This window comes from Cerasicoccus maritimus, assembly GCA_031296935.1.
Lineage (GTDB): Bacteria > Verrucomicrobiota > Verrucomicrobiia > Opitutales > Cerasicoccaceae > Cerasicoccus > Cerasicoccus maritimus.
This window is the reverse complement of the sequence record JAVDPD010000009.1, coordinates 115,165-129,438: the sequence shown is the minus strand read 5'-3', so window position 1 is coordinate 129,438 and position 14,274 is coordinate 115,165. Positions and strand designations below refer to the sequence as shown.

Here is a 14,274-nt window from a genome sequence, read left to right as displayed (position 1 = left end):
CACTACAGAAAACACACACTCGACTACCATGTCCGCACCCACGATTATCTACACGAAGACCGACGAGGCGCCCGCACTGGCGACTTACTCGTTCCTGCCTATTATCGAAGCTTACGCGAAGCCCGCTGGCGTCAATTTTGAGACGCGCGACATCTCGCTGGCTGGCCGCGTTTTGGCTGTCTTCCCCGAGTTCCTGACCGAAGAACAACGCATCGGCGACCACCTCGCCGAATTGGGCGCGATGACCCTCACCCCCGAGGCCAACATCATCAAGCTGCCGAATATTTCTGCTTCCGTGCCGCAGCTCAATGCGGTGATCAAGGAGCTTCAGGAAAAGGGCTACAAGCTGCCCGACTACCCGGCCACCGCCTCCACTGACGAGGAGAAGGACATCAAGGCCCGCTACGACAAGGTAAAGGGCTCCGCCGTGAACCCCGTCCTGCGTGAGGGCAATTCCGACCGCCGCGCGCCGAAGGCCGTGAAGGACTACGCCAAGAAGCACCCGCACTCCATGGGCGAGTGGACCAGCGCGTCCAAGACCCGCGTCGCCACTATGGGCGCGAACGACTTTTACTCCAACGAGCAGTCCGTCACCGTGCCAGCTGCGACCACCGTGGACATCGTTTTCGAAGGTGCCGACGGCTCCAAGGAAGTCCTCAAGGGCGGCCTCAAGCTCAAGGCTGGCGAAATGCTCGACGCCACCAAGATGAGTGTTGCCGCACTGGAAACCTTCCTCGCGGAGCAGGTTGCCGCGGCCAAGGCCGATGGCGTGCTCTTCTCCCTGCACATGAAGGCCACCATGATGAAGGTTTCCGACCCGATCATCTTCGGCCACTGCGTGAAGGTCTTCTTCAAGGACCTCCTCGCCAAGCATGCGGACACTTTTGCCGAGCTCGGCGTGAACCTGAACAACGGTTTCGGCGACCTCGTGGCCAAGATCGCCACCCTTCCCGCTGACAAGAAGGCGGAGATCGAAGCCGACATCGAGGCCGCTTACGCTGCGGGCCCCGAGCTGGCCATGGTCAACTCCGACAAGGGCATCACCGGCCTCCACGTCCCCAGCGACGTGATCATCGACGCCTCCATGCCCGCTATGATCCGTATCGGCGGCAAAATGTGGGACACCAAGGGCGGCACCCAGGACACCCTGGCAGTCATCCCGGACAGCTCCTACGCCGGCGTTTACCAAGCCACGATCGACTTCTGCAAGCAGAACGGCGCACTTGACCCGGCCACTATGGGCTCGGTGCCGAATGTGGGCCTCATGGCGCAAAAGGCCGAAGAATACGGCTCGCACGACAAGACTTTTGAAATCCCTGCTGCCGGTAAGGTAAAGGTCGTCGACGCCGACGGCTCGGTCCTCATCGAGCACGACGTGGAAGCCAACGACATCTGGCGCGCCTGCCAAACCAAGGACGACCCGATCCGCGACTGGGTGAAGTTGGCTGTGAACCGCGCGCGCGCCACCGGCGACCCCGCCGTCTTCTGGCTCGACGAAGCCCGCGCGCACGACGCCGGCCTCATCGCCAAGGTCAACGAATACCTGAAGGACCACGACACCAGCGGCCTCGAAATCCTGATCAAGAAGCCGGCCGACGCCTGCCAATACAGCCTAGAACGCATCGTAAAGGGCCAGGACACGATCTCCGTCACCGGTAACGTCCTCCGCGACTACCTGACCGACCTTTTCCCGATCCTCGAAGTCGGCACCTCGGCGAAGATGCTCTCCATCGTTCCTCTGATGAACGGCGGTGGCCTCTTCGAAACCGGCGCCGGCGGCTCGGCTCCGAAGCACGTCCAACAGTTTGTTGCTGAGAACTACCTGCGTTGGGACTCTCTGGGCGAATTCCTCGCACTGGCCGTTTCCCTCGAGCACCTCGGTGAGACCTTCAACAACGCCGAAGCCAAGGTGCTCGGCAAGGCCCTCGACGCTGCGACTGGCACGTTCCTCGAGAACGACAAGTCCCCGACGCGTCGCGTAGGCGGCATCGACAACCGCGGCTCGCACTTCTACCTCGCGCTTTACTGGGCGCAGGAGCTCGCTGCGCAAAACGACAATGCCGACATCAAGGCCGTCTTCACGCCCATCGCTGAAGAACTAGCCGCGAACGAAAAGGTCATCGTCGAAGAGCTGATCGCCGTGCAGGGCAAGCCCGTAGAAATCGGTGGCTACTTCCAGCCGAACGACGCCCTGGCCTCCACCGCCATGCGCCCGAGCGCCACGCTCAACACCATCCTCGGCAAGATCTAAGCGAGGCGTAGGAACATTGATTTAACCGAAAGGCCGTCCCAATGTGGGGCGGCCTTTTGTTATTGCTAACTGCAACGTGCTACAGTGGACATCAAACCCAATCGCAAATGATGCATCCCGGCTTAGACGCCCTCTGAGAACTTCTTCCGCCCCTCAAGCGCATTGCGGAGAGTTGCGGCGTCGGCGAAGACAATGCCCCCGCCGCTGGGCAGCCCGAAGCCGATGCGGCTAATCGAGATGTCGCCCCTGCCAGCCAGAATTTCGTCCTGAATAAAGTGGCAGGTCGCCTCGCCTTCGATGTCGTTCGAGAGCGCAAGGATGATTTCGTTGACCTCGCCGGCTTCGATGCGCTTGGACAACGGGCTAAAATTCAAATCGTTCGGGCCAATGCCATGCAATGGCGACAACTTGCCATGTAGCACGTGATAAACACCTCGGTAGGCGCCCGAGCGCTCGATGGCCATCAGATCGGGCACGGTCTCCACGACGCAGACGATCTCCTTGCGACGCGTGATGTCCGCATAGATTTCGCACACCTCTTCCTCAGTCAAGTTTCCGGTTATCGGGCAGCGATGAAGCTTCTCGGCCGCCTCTTCCAAAGCGTCGCACAGCGGCTGCAAACGCTCTGGTTTTTCCACAATGAGGTGCATCGCCACGCGCTCGGCGGAGCGGTGGCCCAATCCTGGCAACTGCTTGAGCAGTTGGTGAACTTTTTCGAAGGCCGGCGACATTAGAAACTTGCGCGCGGCAAGGCGCTTACATCATCCCCGGGAACTGGAAGCCCGCAGTGGCGTCGCCCATCTTCTCTTCGTTGAAAGCCTTGGACTTCGCGGCGGCTTCCTTGATCGCTTCAAGCAGCGTCTCTTCCACGAACTCGGCGTCTTCCTTCAGGAACTCCGGGTCAAGCTTGATGGACTGGAACTCGCCCGCGCCATTGATCTTGATTTGGATGGCGCCACCGCCGCTGGAAACGTCCAGCTCGGTCTGCGCGAGTTCTTCCTGCAGCGCTTCAATTTTGCGCTGCATTTTCTGTGCTTGTTTTAAAAGTTTACCGACTCCGGCCATAATCAACTAGCGTTTGCGAACCTTGCCCCAAGTCAAGCCAACGTCCCGTTGGATCGAAAGATTTCCCAGCGTCTCGCTGGACCGGAGAGTTTGCCCATTGGGCAAATGGCGAAACGGGCGATAACTTAACACGAGCTTACGGACTTTACAGCAGCCCTGCGTAGCCAGCTTTGAAATCTGGAAACTTCGGGGTCCAGCCGAGTTCGCGACGGAGCTTTTCGTTGGACACCCGGCGGTTCGGCAAGCTGCCTTGCGCGTTGGTGCGCATGGGACCACGGCGGCCTTGAGCGCTGGGGTCAAAGACCGGCTTCGGCGCGCCAATTTGCTCGGCCAGCCATTCAACGACATCGGCCTTCGTCGGGTAGTCGCCATCGACTACGTTGAACGCGCCACCCGGGGAATCCGCCGACGCAAATGCCGCCAGCACCGAACTCACGATGTCGTCGAGGTGAATGTAATTTAGATAGAAACCACCTTCGCCGGGGAAAGTGGTCGTCCCACGCTTGAGGGCATCCAGCAGGTGGTGACGGGTTGGGCCATAGATCGCGCCCAGGCGCAAAATGAAGGCGCGGTCCCACGAACCAGCGGGCGCGTTTTCGATCAGCTCTTCGGCTTCACGGAGCACATCGCCACTCGCGGTGAGGTCAGCTGGCACGTCTTCCTCGGTCACGATGCGTCCATCGCTGTGCGGGTAAACACTCGTCGCGCTGGTGTAGGCAAACGTGCCGATGGACTTACTCTGAGCCCAGGCAATGACCGACTCCATGCCACCAATATAGCTCTTGCGGTAGCCCTCCATGCCGTTGCCCGCCGAGCTCACGCAGTTGAGCACGAAGTCGTACTGCTCGGCTACCTGGCTATGCCATTCAGCGGAGTCGAGATCACAGCGGTAGACTTGCCGCGCAAACCCATTGGCTTCCGCTGCTCGGTCGACATTTCGGGTTAGCGCATCCACTTGAGCGCCAGCAGTGGCCAGCGCTTTGCCCACGGCTACTCCCACGTAGCCACAGCCTAAGATCAGTACTGAACTATCTTGAAAAACTTCACTTCCCATGCCTCGCCATTAGGGAGACGCAGCATGGGAGGTCAACCCTTAGCCGCAAAAGGCGCTGAGAGGGTGACTAGCATTCCTAGAAAGTCAGCGAGATGAATTTGAGAATGGAATATCGACCTCAAAGACGCTCACCAGCAAAGCTCAACTAAGATTTAAAACGCCCTCTTAGTTGTTACTGAATGAAGGCGGACGCTTAGGCTTTTTAAAAGAAGGCTTGGGAGCTGATGGAGCAGCTGGCTTGGAGTCGCGTGCAACAGAGAACTCTTCCTCTGCTTCCTTTTCCTTGGGAGCATCTACCGTAAAGGGCGACTTTGAAGCCTTGGCTGCTTTACCAAACGACGGCTTGAAAAGAATGCGGTCAGTGCGCGAAGACATCGTTTCCCACAACCCGTAGGTAATGCCCGCCAAGAGCACAAGGTCCAAAATATTCAGCGCAAAGTTATAGAAAGTCATGTTCTCGGTCAGGTGCGACAGCAAGTTGATCACCGGGTAAAGGAACCAGCCACCGATAATCATAAAGACCACAATCGACACCCCCTGCTTGAGCTTACCACGGAGTGCGCTGGCACCCTGCCCCAAAGTCATGAACAGCAGCATCGTTAGGCTGGCTGAAAACAGGAACGGGAAAACCGACAGCCCCAGTTGCTCCATGCGTCCACCCACCAGATGGGAGAGCCCGATGAAAAGGAAAATGCCGGAGCCGAGCCCAAACATCGTCAGGTATAACTTCTTGTCCTCCGCCGGCACTTTGATGATGCGCGAAATAACGTAGAAGAGCACCGGCGCAAACACCGCCCAGCAGAAACCGCGCAAACCGAGGCCCGGCTCCGCAGCTTCGCCACGTATGTAACCCGCGTAAGTCTTGCTCAAGATGAAGAACATGAAGCCGACGGCGATCAGCAGGCCGCCGTAAGTCGCCATCGAGACGAAACGCACCTTGGCTTTGTCTTTAAACGCTTTGCCAAACAGGAACAGGCCGATACAGCCCCATAAAATCGCATCGCCCAAAAAGGAATAATACGTCGCATGCGTGAAGGCGGTCGAGTGCATCCCAGGAGGCGGCGTCTCTTCAACCGCAGTTGCGGCGACGACATCATCTTTTTTCTCCGCAGTCTGAACTGGCGCAGCGGTCTTGGATTCGACCTTGGGAGTGGTCTTGACGCTGGATTGTTGCTTGGCGACTGAGGTCGTCGTAGATGACGGCGCGGGTGTGGTGGGTGTAGACGAAGAAGTTGACGCTGGGCTATTGCCCTTAGCAATAGGTGGCAACTTCTCTACGAGTGTTGATTTTTCGGCCATGGGTATTATACGAGTTGGAACCCTCGATCATCGTTAGATCAAACCAAAACGTAAAGAAAAATCCTCAAAGTGTGAGAGGTATTTCCTTGTTTCTCTAAGTCTCTCCACGTAAGGACTTTATTCGCCTGGAAATGTAAAATAACTCTTTATCCTCGGACTTCTTTAATCGCAAGAACAATGATAAGCGAACAGATTCCAATGCATCCCCAAGATCAGCTGTGCTTAGCGCCTGCCCCGGCAAAATAGGATCACCAAGCTGCATTTCCACCTCCGGTAGCTCGTGCTTGCCGTGGTGAAAATGGCGCCACACCGGTATCGCAGTCGCCTGAGGCGCGCGTTTTAAAATCGCCTCCAGCCCACCTTGCAGCGGTGCCTCGTCCCAGTCGGCCGTCAGCCGCCCCTGCGGGTAAATGATCAGGCAACGCCGCTCCGATTCCTCACTGAGCAAGCGCACAGCGTGCAGCAGCCCCTGCCCCCGCCCGCGAGCAGATTCCAGATCAACGCCGAACACGCCGCACTTCTGAAAGTAAGGAAAACGCTGAAGGTTCTTGGCCTCCATCATCACTCGCTGATCGATCCCAAAACTACGGGTCAGCGAAAAGTCGAGCAGCCCGTCCCACCACGTTTGGTGGTTGCCGAAAAACACCAGCGGAAACGGCATCTCCGAGCGCAACCATTCCTGCCAACCCGCAAACCCACCCACACGCACTGAATAGAAACGCTGACGATATTTTCGCCGCAGGTAAGCCGCTAGGAGAGCTTGGCGCCACACGCTTTTGGATTCGGGCATCATTGCCCTTGAACCAAATCAGCCCCGCGCCAAAAGGCAATGCTGCGCCGTGCGGTTATTATACCAGTCGCGCATGCGCGCAGAGAAATTGGCGGCTGAGCTGACTTTACCCATCAGAGTAAATCGGGCGTTTGCCTATTTCCACTCCTCGGTGGCCTCGTCAACTTCCTCGAACTTGCGGCGAGCGCGGAGTCGGGCACCGACAATCAGCGAGCCCTCGTAGAGTCCCCACAATGGCAGCGCGGTGACCATCAAGGTGAGTGGATCGCCGCCGGGTGTGATCAGCGCAGAAATGACCAAGATAATAAACATCGCGTAGCGACGCCCGGCCCTCAGCCGGTCCGCTGAAACGATATCCAAATAGATCAGCAAAATGATGACCAGCGGCGATTGAAACAGCATGCCCAACCCCAGTACGGTCCAAATCACAAGGCCGTAATATTTAACCGGGGTCCACAAAGAGGCAAAATTGAAAGCCTGCTCAAAACTCAGTGAGACATACAAATAAAATGGGAGCAGAAGAAAAAACGCCAACGCCACGCCAGAAATAAATAAAATTAAAATCGCGAGACATACCGGTTTAAGAATATTTTTTTCCTGATCCGTCAGACCCGGCGCAATGAAACTCACCGCGAAATATAACACGAAAGGCAGCGACAATCCCACCCCGCCAAAAAACGCCAGTTGCAGAATAAACGTGAAAACGTTCATCGGCCCGTCCGTCCGCAAAAGGATTTCACGGTCGGGATCGCCAATCAGCTTGAAGGCCTGTAGCAATGGCCATTGCAGGGCGTCCGCAAACCATACCCCGAAGCCCAGGACCAAACCGCAGGCAATCATCAGCACCACCATGCTCTTGATCAACACCCAGCGCAACTCCTCCACATGATCCCAAAATCCCATGATGCCCTCAGCGGTTTCCGAGGATTCTGTCGTGTCCAATTCGTCTTCGTCTGATGCCGAATCGTTATTCATTTTTTAGATGAGGTGCGTTACGTACGTGTATATCTCGCTCTGCTAGAGCGGCAAATCATTGACAGGGTTTGGAAAACCGCTTTTGTGTCACGTCTTTTCCGCTTCGTTACAAGCGATACAGCGGAGGAAATTCGCACAAAAGTAAACCCATATATCATCACACAGGATGGCAACAAAAACGAAGAAGGCGAAAAAGGCCGCGAAGAAAAAGGTCGCGAAAAAGGCCGTGAAAAAGGCGGTACAATACGTCTACGAGTTCGGTAGAAAAACTCAGGGCAATTCCAAGATGAAGGAACTGCTCGGCGGTAAGGGCGCCAACCTTGCTGAAATGGCGCGTATCAAGCTGCCCGTTCCTCCGGGCTTCACCATCACTACGGAAGTTTGCACGTATTTCTACGACAACAAGCTATCCTACCCCAAGACCCTCGAAGCGGAAGTTAAGCAAGCAGTTGCGAACATCGAAGCACAGACCAAAAAGAAGTTTGGCGACGAAGAAAACCCGCTCCTCTTCGGTGTTCGCTCCGGTGCCCGTGAGTCGATGCCCGGTATGATGGACACCATCCTCAACCTCGGCTTGAACGACAAGACTGTCGTCGCCCTGGCTGAAAAATCCGGCAACGAGCGTTTCGCTTACGACTGCTACCGCCGCTTCATCCAAATGTATGGTGACGTGGTTATGGGTGTGCAAGTCGACGACGAAGACGCGCACGAGCCTTTCGAAGAAGTTCTCCACGGCCTCAAGCAGGAACTCGGTGTCGAGATGGACAACGACCTGACCGCTGAAGACCTCAAGGAACTCATTAAGCGCTACCAAGCCCTCATTAAGAAGTTCACGAACTCCTCCTTCCCGCAGGACGTTTACGAACAGCTCTGGGGTGCAGTTGGCGCCGTGTTCTCCTCCTGGCAGAACGAGCGTGCGATCCTTTACCGTCAAAAGTACGGCATCCCTGCTGAGTGGGGCACCGCAGTTAACGTTCAGACTATGGTCTTCGGTAACATGGGTGACACCTCCGCTACCGGTGTTGCATTCACTCGTGACCCGGCCAACGGTGAGAACGTCTTCTACGGCGAATACCTCATCAACGCTCAGGGTGAAGACGTCGTGGCCGGTGTTCGCACCCCGCACGAAATTGCCAAGCTCGCTGAAGAAATGCCGAATGCTCACGCTGAACTCGAAGCAGTTCGCGCCAAGCTCGAGCAGCACTTCACTGACATGCAGGACTTCGAGTTCACCGTTGAAGACAACAAGCTTTACATGCTCCAGACCCGTAACGGTAAGCGCACCGGCCTCGCCGCTGTTCGCATCGCTTACGAAATGGTCAAGGAAAAGCTCATCGACGACGCCACCGCGGTTAAGCGTATCCCGGCTGACTCGATCTCCAGCCTCCTCGTGCCAATCTTCGACACCAAGGAACTCGCCAAGGCTAAGCCGCTGACCACTGGTCTGCCCGCAGGCCCCGGCGCTGCCGCTGGTCACATCGTTTACTCCGCAGCCGCTGCTGAAGCACAGGTTGCCAAGGGTAACAAGGTTGTCCTCTGCCGCGTTGAAACTTCCCCGGAAGACCTCCGTGGTATGATCGCTGCTGAAGGTATCCTGACCAGCCGTGGTGGTGTTTCCTCGCACGCTGCTCTCGTTGCCCGCCAAATGGGTAAGGTTTGCGTCTGCGGCGCCAACGAAGTCGTGATCGACTACGGCAAGAAGACCCTCACCGTCGGTAAGACCGTTCTGCGTGAAGGCGACTTCATCTCCATCGATGGCACCACCGGTGAAATCTACGCCGGCGCCATGGCGACCGCTCCGTCCGAAGTCTCTCAGGTGTTCAATGGCAAGCTGAAGCCGGCCAAGAGCTACACCTACAAGATGTTCGACCAGGTCATGAAGTGGGCTGACAAGTACCGCACCATGGGCGTTCGCACCAATGCCGACACCCCGGCTCAGTCCAAGCAGGCTGTTGCTCTGGGCGCTGAAGGTATCGGCCTCTGCCGCACCGAGCACATGTTCTTCGAAGGCGACCGCATCACGTTCATGCGTGAGATGATCCTCGCCACCGACGAAGACGGCCGTCGCAAAGCGCTTAAGAAGCTCCTTAAGTTCCAGCGCAACGACTTCAAGGGTCTCTTCAAGGCAATGGAAGGCCGCCCGGTAACCGTCCGCCTCCTCGACCCGCCCTTGCACGAATTCCTCCCGCACGACGACTCCGCTCGCCGCGCAATCGCCGAAGCACTCGACGTAACTCCGGAATTCATCAGCGAGCGCGTCAAGGCCCTGCACGAGCAGAACCCGATGCTTGGTCACCGTGGCTGCCGCCTCGGCATCACCTACCCGGAAATCACCGAGATGCAGGCCCGCGCGATCTTCGAGGCAGCCGCAGCTTGCTTGACCGCCAAGAAGAAGATCAAGGTTTCCCCGGAAATCATGATCCCGCTCGTCGGCTTCAAGAAGGAACTCGATCTCCAGGTTGAAGTGGTCCACCGCGTGGCTGCTGAAGTCATGGAAAAGAAGGGCATCAAGATTCCGTACATGGTCGGCACCATGATCGAAATCCCACGTGCTGCCTTGACCGCAGACCAAATCGCTGAGACCGCTGAGTTCTTCAGCTTCGGCACGAACGACCTGACCCAAACCACGCTCGGCATGAGCCGTGACGACGTCGGCACGTTCCTCCCGGACTATAAGGAGCTCGACATCCTGCCGCAGAATCCGTTCGACTCGATCGACCAAACCGGCGTTGGCCAGCTCGTGCAAATGGGCGCTGACAAGGGTAAGGCTACCCGCCCCGACATCAAGCTCGGCATCTGCGGTGAGCACGGCGGCGAACCGAACTCGGTTAAGTTCTGCCACCAGGTCGGCCTCAACTACGTGTCCTGCTCGCCGCCTCGCGTGCCGGTCGCCCGCCTCGCTGCCGCTCAGGCTGCGCTCGGCAAGTAAAGCTGCCTAGTCAACATTTTCAAAGTCCCGGTCGTTTGCGGCCGGGACTTTTTTGTACCCTCAAATTCCTGCTCAAAAAAAGCCTCTGAAAAATCGCCCACAACCTTGACCGATCGGTTTACTATGCTAAATTGACCGCATTGTGAAACCCGGACCCGACAAAAGCTTTGATCCCGATATCGCCTTGAGCGCCGCCACTGCGGTTTTCAAAGCGCATGGCTTCGAGGGCGCCAGCATGTCGGAGCTCACTGCCGCGATGGGCATCGGTAAGAAGAGTCTCTACGACACCTTCGGCAACAAGCGCGCTCTCTTTCAACAGTGTGTCCACGCCTACGCCGTTGAGAATGCCGCCAACTTCCGCGCGCTGCTCCTAGAGTCTGGTTCATCGCGCGAGAACCTCCGCAAGTTGCTGAGTAAATTCGTCGACATGCATGCTGACGATTGTAGCCACGGCTGTCTACTCGGGTCCTGCATGGCGGACTTCGATGCAAACGATGCGAACGAAGTCGAGTTCCTGAAATCAGCACTGGAGCAACTGGAAAACGTCTTCTTTGACGCCTTCGCCCAAGCCCGCAGCCAAGGCGAAATCTCCAACCAAGTCGACCCGCGTTCCGCCGCCCGACTGCTGATCTGCTTCACGCAGGGTGCCGCCCTCGTTGGGCGCACCGCCGTTGGGCGCGAATACCTGGCCCAATCCTACAAACAGCTGGAAGAAATCCTTCTCTAAATTTTTTTTGCCCACAACCTAGACCGATTGTTCTAACTTATGCCAAACAACCAAACCAACACCATGAATAAGATCCAAAACAAAACCGTCCTCATCACTGGTGCCAATCGCGGCATCGGCAAAGCACTCGTGACTGAGTTTATCAACGCAGGCGCAGCCAAAGTTTACGCTGCAGTCCGCAACGTGAAATCAGCCCAACCGCTCGTCGACGAATTCGGCGACCGTGTTGTGCCAATCTACGCCGACCTTTCCGATCTGGCATCAATCAAGCAGGCCGCCCAAACCGCAACCGACGTCGACGTGGTCATCAATAACGCAGGCATTATCAGCTCGCTGGACATCCTCGACGAATCCGCTTTAGGGGAGATTGACACCGTCTTCGACGTGAACGTGAAGGGCCTGCTCCGCGTCGCCCAAGCCTTCGCGCCAGTGCTCAAAGCCAACGGCGGTGGCACGCTTGTGCAGCTCAACTCAGTTGCGTCGCTCAAAGACTTCGATGGCCTCTCGACCTACTGCGCATCCAAGGCGGCGTCTTACTCCTTCACACAGGCGCTGCGCACCAAGTTGGCGGAACAAGGCACGCAGCTAGTGAGCGTTCACCCTGGCCCGATCGCGACGGATATGGGCGACGAAGCCGGTTTCACCGATGTCGCCGAACCGCCCTCGCTCGTCGCCACAGGCGTCATCCGAGCTCTGGAAAACAACGAGTTTTTCGTATTCCCCGACAGTGTGGCGCGACAGTTCCATGAGGCATACCAAGGCTTCGCCAAGACCTTTGTCACGCCGGAAGCCGTCGAGGCCTAAAACAGAAATCTACAGTTCACCAAGCCCTGGCTTAAACGCCAGGGCTTTTTCATTTTCACAAAATCACGTGTTGAGTCCATTCAAGCGCTCCTTCCCGCTATGGGTCGCGACTAGCCTTCTCGCCTGCATTCGATGATGCTCATTCTCATGACTCAAAACCTCATCTCCGAGCCGGCTCGCGAAATCCCCGTAGTCGGGGAATTTGACCTATGTGTTCTCGGCGGCTCCTGCACCGGCGTTTTTGCGGCGATTCGCGCCGCGCGCCTGGGATTATCCGTTGCCATCGTTGAGAAGATGGGCTGTTTTGGTGGCGTGGCCACCTTGTCATTGGTCAATGTTTGGCACACGCCGCTGGATGAAGTGTTCGAAAAACGCATCTTCGCCGGCCTGACACAGGAAGTCATCGACCGCCTAAAACGCCGTAACTCGGTCAAAGAAGACTTAGCCAACGCCAGCGTCGCGTGGGGCTTCAACTCCGCCGAAATGCAAATCGAGCTCGATGAGCTCATTACCGAAAACAATATCACGCCTTGGCTCCATACCTCGTTCGTAGCGCCTATCGTGCAGGACGGACAGCTCACTGCAATCGCCATCGAAAACAAGAACGGCCGTGAGGCCATCAAGGCGCGTTTCTTCATCGACGCTACCGGCGACGGCGATCTCTGCCAGCGCCTCGGACTAGACACTTATTTGGCCGCGCGCCGCCAGCCATCCACCACCTGCGCCACCTTCAGTGAATGGGACTCGCTTGGCAACGCCAACTGGGGAGCACTTATTCGCGAACACGCCGACGAATACGATCTGCCCGACGGCTTTGCTTGGGGCGGCAACATCCCCGGCTCCGACGTCTTCATGCTGGCCGGCACGCGGGTCTTTGAGAACTGCTCCACCGCCGAAGGCTTCACGAAGGCCGAGATTGAGGGCCGACGACAAGTCCGCGCTATTCAAGACATCCTCCGCAAATACGCGCCCGAGTCCAAGCTAGCCCTCCAAGCCCTACCCGCCCGCATCGGGATCCGCGAAACCCGTCATGTGCGCTGCCTACACCAACTGACCGGCGACGAAGTGCTTCACGGAAAACGCTTTGACGACGCCATTGCCAATGGCAGCTATCGCGTGGACATCCACCACGATGACAAGCCAGGCATCACCTTCCGCTATCTCGATGGGCGCGAAGTTTACACCCGCCCCGGCCTTCCTCATGAGAATGGACGTTGGCGCGAAGCAACGGCCCAAAGCCCAACCTTCTACCAGATTCCCTACCGCTCCCTCGTGCCGCAAGGCCCGTTTGGTAACGTGCTCGCTGCCGGTCGTTTCATCGACGCTGATACCGTTGCCCACGGTGCCATTCGCGTGATGGTCAACATGAACCAAACCGGTGAAGCCGCCGGTGTCGCCGCCTACCTGGCGCTCAAAAACGAATGCCCCGCCCGCGAAGTGAGCCCCGCCAAGCTACGAACCACCCTGGCCGATGGTGGCTCAATTATCCTTTAGCACCGGCACGGTGCTGCGATGGCGAAACGCCCCAAAACTTCCGGTACTGCCGTGAGAAAAACAACGGATCATTAAACCCGCACTCTCCGGCAATCTCCTTAACCGACAGGCTGCTTTCATGGAGCAAAAAACGCGCATGCCGCAGCCGGATTCGATTGAGCCGCGTCTGCATGCTCTCCCGGTAGGCCTCAGCAAACTGCCGTCGAAAATAGTCCGGGCTCAGCCTCAAGGTTTCATAGAATTCCGCAATCGCATCGGGCCGCGCAAAGTGCTCGCTGAGCCACTTTACTGCCCGGCGCACCTCGGGGTGCAAGGCATCGGCAAATTGCGTGTTCGCGAACACCGCCTCATGCAGCGCGTTCGCCGTAGGCCAGAAGCGGCCAAGCATTCCCTTAAGCTCGCCCTCAAGTTCTAACAATCGACGGCTGCCATCATCAGCCTGACTTTGAATCAAAGCATCACGCATCCGGTCCATAGCACAGCATTCGAGTGGAATGTTATTCGCGTCACGCCAAAACAAAGTCAGCGGACTCGCGTCCAGGTGCTTGACGGCAAAGTCGACGTAGTAAATTTCACAGCCCTGCGACGTGCGCCACGTGCGCCTCACCCAATTGGGCACCAAAAGCTGCTTACCAGCCGTCATCCGCTTTTTCTTTCGCTCAACCTGGTAGTTCAGCGCCCCTTTTACGACCAAGATCAGTCGGTTAGTCATCAAGACCTCATCGCGAATGACCGTGCCCGATGCATGTTGCTTGCGCTCAATTTCCACCACATCCAAAGGCACCCGCAACATAGCGGCAATGAATTCATCTGGCGGCGACAGTTCCTGGCTCATAAAACAAAAAACGCGCAACCGTATCAACCGTCACGCGTTGAGTCTATGCTC

At 57.2% G+C, this 14,274-nt stretch carries 12 protein-coding genes; 5 read left to right on the top strand and 7 right to left on the bottom strand.

What is annotated here, in order from left to right:
- Positions 1-28 precede the first annotated feature (28 nt).
- Positions 29-2,251: an NADP-dependent isocitrate dehydrogenase gene (locus RBB62_RS08250; protein WP_309398265.1), complete on the top strand. Its 2,223-nt coding sequence runs from the start codon at positions 29-31 to the stop codon at positions 2,249-2,251.
- Positions 2,252-2,373: 122 nt separating this feature from the next.
- Here the strand turns inward: RBB62_RS08250 and recR are convergent, their stop codons facing one another.
- The 6 genes from recR to tatC form a co-directional block, all read right to left on the bottom strand.
- On the bottom strand, positions 2,374-2,982 hold the full coding sequence (gene recR / locus RBB62_RS08245) for a recombination mediator RecR (RefSeq protein WP_309398264.1): 609 nt from the start codon (positions 2,980-2,982) through the stop codon (positions 2,374-2,376).
- Between the two features lie 25 nt (positions 2,983-3,007).
- Positions 3,008-3,316, bottom strand: a complete 309-nt coding sequence (locus RBB62_RS08240; RefSeq protein WP_309398263.1) for a YbaB/EbfC family nucleoid-associated protein — start codon at positions 3,314-3,316, stop codon at positions 3,008-3,010.
- A gap of 145 nt (positions 3,317-3,461) precedes the next feature.
- Positions 3,462-4,370, bottom strand: coding sequence for an NAD-dependent epimerase/dehydratase family protein (locus RBB62_RS08235; protein WP_309398262.1), 909 nt, complete (start codon positions 4,368-4,370; stop codon positions 3,462-3,464).
- Positions 4,371-4,535: 165 nt separating this feature from the next.
- Positions 4,536-5,669 carry a hypothetical protein gene (locus tag RBB62_RS08230; RefSeq protein WP_309398261.1) on the bottom strand — a complete coding sequence of 378 codons (1,134 nt, stop codon included), beginning with the start codon at positions 5,667-5,669 and terminating at the stop codon, positions 4,536-4,538.
- Between the two features lie 94 nt (positions 5,670-5,763).
- On the bottom strand, positions 5,764-6,462 hold the full coding sequence (locus RBB62_RS08225; protein WP_309398260.1) for a lysophospholipid acyltransferase family protein: 699 nt from the start codon (positions 6,460-6,462) through the stop codon (positions 5,764-5,766).
- Between the two features lie 132 nt (positions 6,463-6,594).
- Positions 6,595-7,344: a twin-arginine translocase subunit TatC gene (gene tatC, locus RBB62_RS08220; RefSeq protein ID WP_309398259.1), complete on the bottom strand. Its 750-nt coding sequence runs from the start codon at positions 7,342-7,344 to the stop codon at positions 6,595-6,597.
- A 256-nt stretch (positions 7,345-7,600) separates the two neighbouring features.
- Between tatC and ppdK the strand changes: the two genes are divergently transcribed.
- The 4 genes from ppdK (at position 7,601) to RBB62_RS08200 (ending at position 13,388) form a co-directional block, all read left to right on the top strand.
- Entirely contained in the window at positions 7,601-10,363 is a 2,763-nt protein-coding gene (ppdK, locus tag RBB62_RS08215) for a pyruvate, phosphate dikinase (protein ID WP_309398258.1), read from the top strand.
- A gap of 142 nt (positions 10,364-10,505) precedes the next feature.
- Positions 10,506-11,090, top strand: a complete 585-nt coding sequence (locus RBB62_RS08210; protein WP_309398257.1) for a TetR/AcrR family transcriptional regulator — start codon at positions 10,506-10,508, stop codon at positions 11,088-11,090.
- A 63-nt stretch (positions 11,091-11,153) separates the two neighbouring features.
- Positions 11,154-11,894 carry an SDR family oxidoreductase gene (locus tag RBB62_RS08205; RefSeq protein WP_309398256.1) on the top strand — a complete coding sequence of 247 codons (741 nt, stop codon included), beginning with the start codon at positions 11,154-11,156 and terminating at the stop codon, positions 11,892-11,894.
- Positions 11,895-12,041: 147 nt separating this feature from the next.
- A complete protein-coding gene (locus tag RBB62_RS08200) occupies positions 12,042-13,388 on the top strand; it encodes an FAD-dependent oxidoreductase (protein WP_309398255.1) in 1,347 nt (448 codons plus the stop codon).
- Here the strand turns inward: RBB62_RS08200 and RBB62_RS08195 are convergent.
- Positions 13,378-14,223 (bottom strand): helix-turn-helix domain-containing protein, encoded by an 846-nt coding sequence (locus tag RBB62_RS08195; RefSeq protein WP_309398254.1) that lies wholly within the window; start codon positions 14,221-14,223, stop codon positions 13,378-13,380. The genes RBB62_RS08200 and RBB62_RS08195 overlap by 11 nt on opposite strands.
- Positions 14,224-14,274: the final 51 nt, after the last annotated feature.

Coding starts and splice junctions, on each gene's coding strand:
- RBB62_RS08235 (WP_309398262.1), bottom strand. CDS start 4,370: ATGGGAAGTGAAGTTTTTCAAGATAGTTCAGTACTGATCTTAGGCTGT.
- RBB62_RS08230 (WP_309398261.1), bottom strand. CDS start 5,669: ATGGCCGAAAAATCAACACTCGTAGAGAAGTTGCCACCTATTGCTAAG.
- recR (WP_309398264.1), bottom strand. CDS start 2,982: ATGTCGCCGGCCTTCGAAAAAGTTCACCAACTGCTCAAGCAGTTGCCA.
- RBB62_RS08195 (WP_309398254.1), bottom strand. CDS start 14,223: ATGAGCCAGGAACTGTCGCCGCCAGATGAATTCATTGCCGCTATGTTG.
- RBB62_RS08250 (WP_309398265.1), top strand. CDS start 29: ATGTCCGCACCCACGATTATCTACACGAAGACCGACGAGGCGCCCGCA.
- RBB62_RS08225 (WP_309398260.1), bottom strand. CDS start 6,462: ATGATGCCCGAATCCAAAAGCGTGTGGCGCCAAGCTCTCCTAGCGGCT.
- ppdK (WP_309398258.1), top strand. CDS start 7,601: ATGGCAACAAAAACGAAGAAGGCGAAAAAGGCCGCGAAGAAAAAGGTC.
- RBB62_RS08200 (WP_309398255.1), top strand. CDS start 12,042: ATGACTCAAAACCTCATCTCCGAGCCGGCTCGCGAAATCCCCGTAGTC.
- RBB62_RS08205 (WP_309398256.1), top strand. CDS start 11,154: ATGAATAAGATCCAAAACAAAACCGTCCTCATCACTGGTGCCAATCGC.
- RBB62_RS08240 (WP_309398263.1), bottom strand. CDS start 3,316: ATGGCCGGAGTCGGTAAACTTTTAAAACAAGCACAGAAAATGCAGCGC.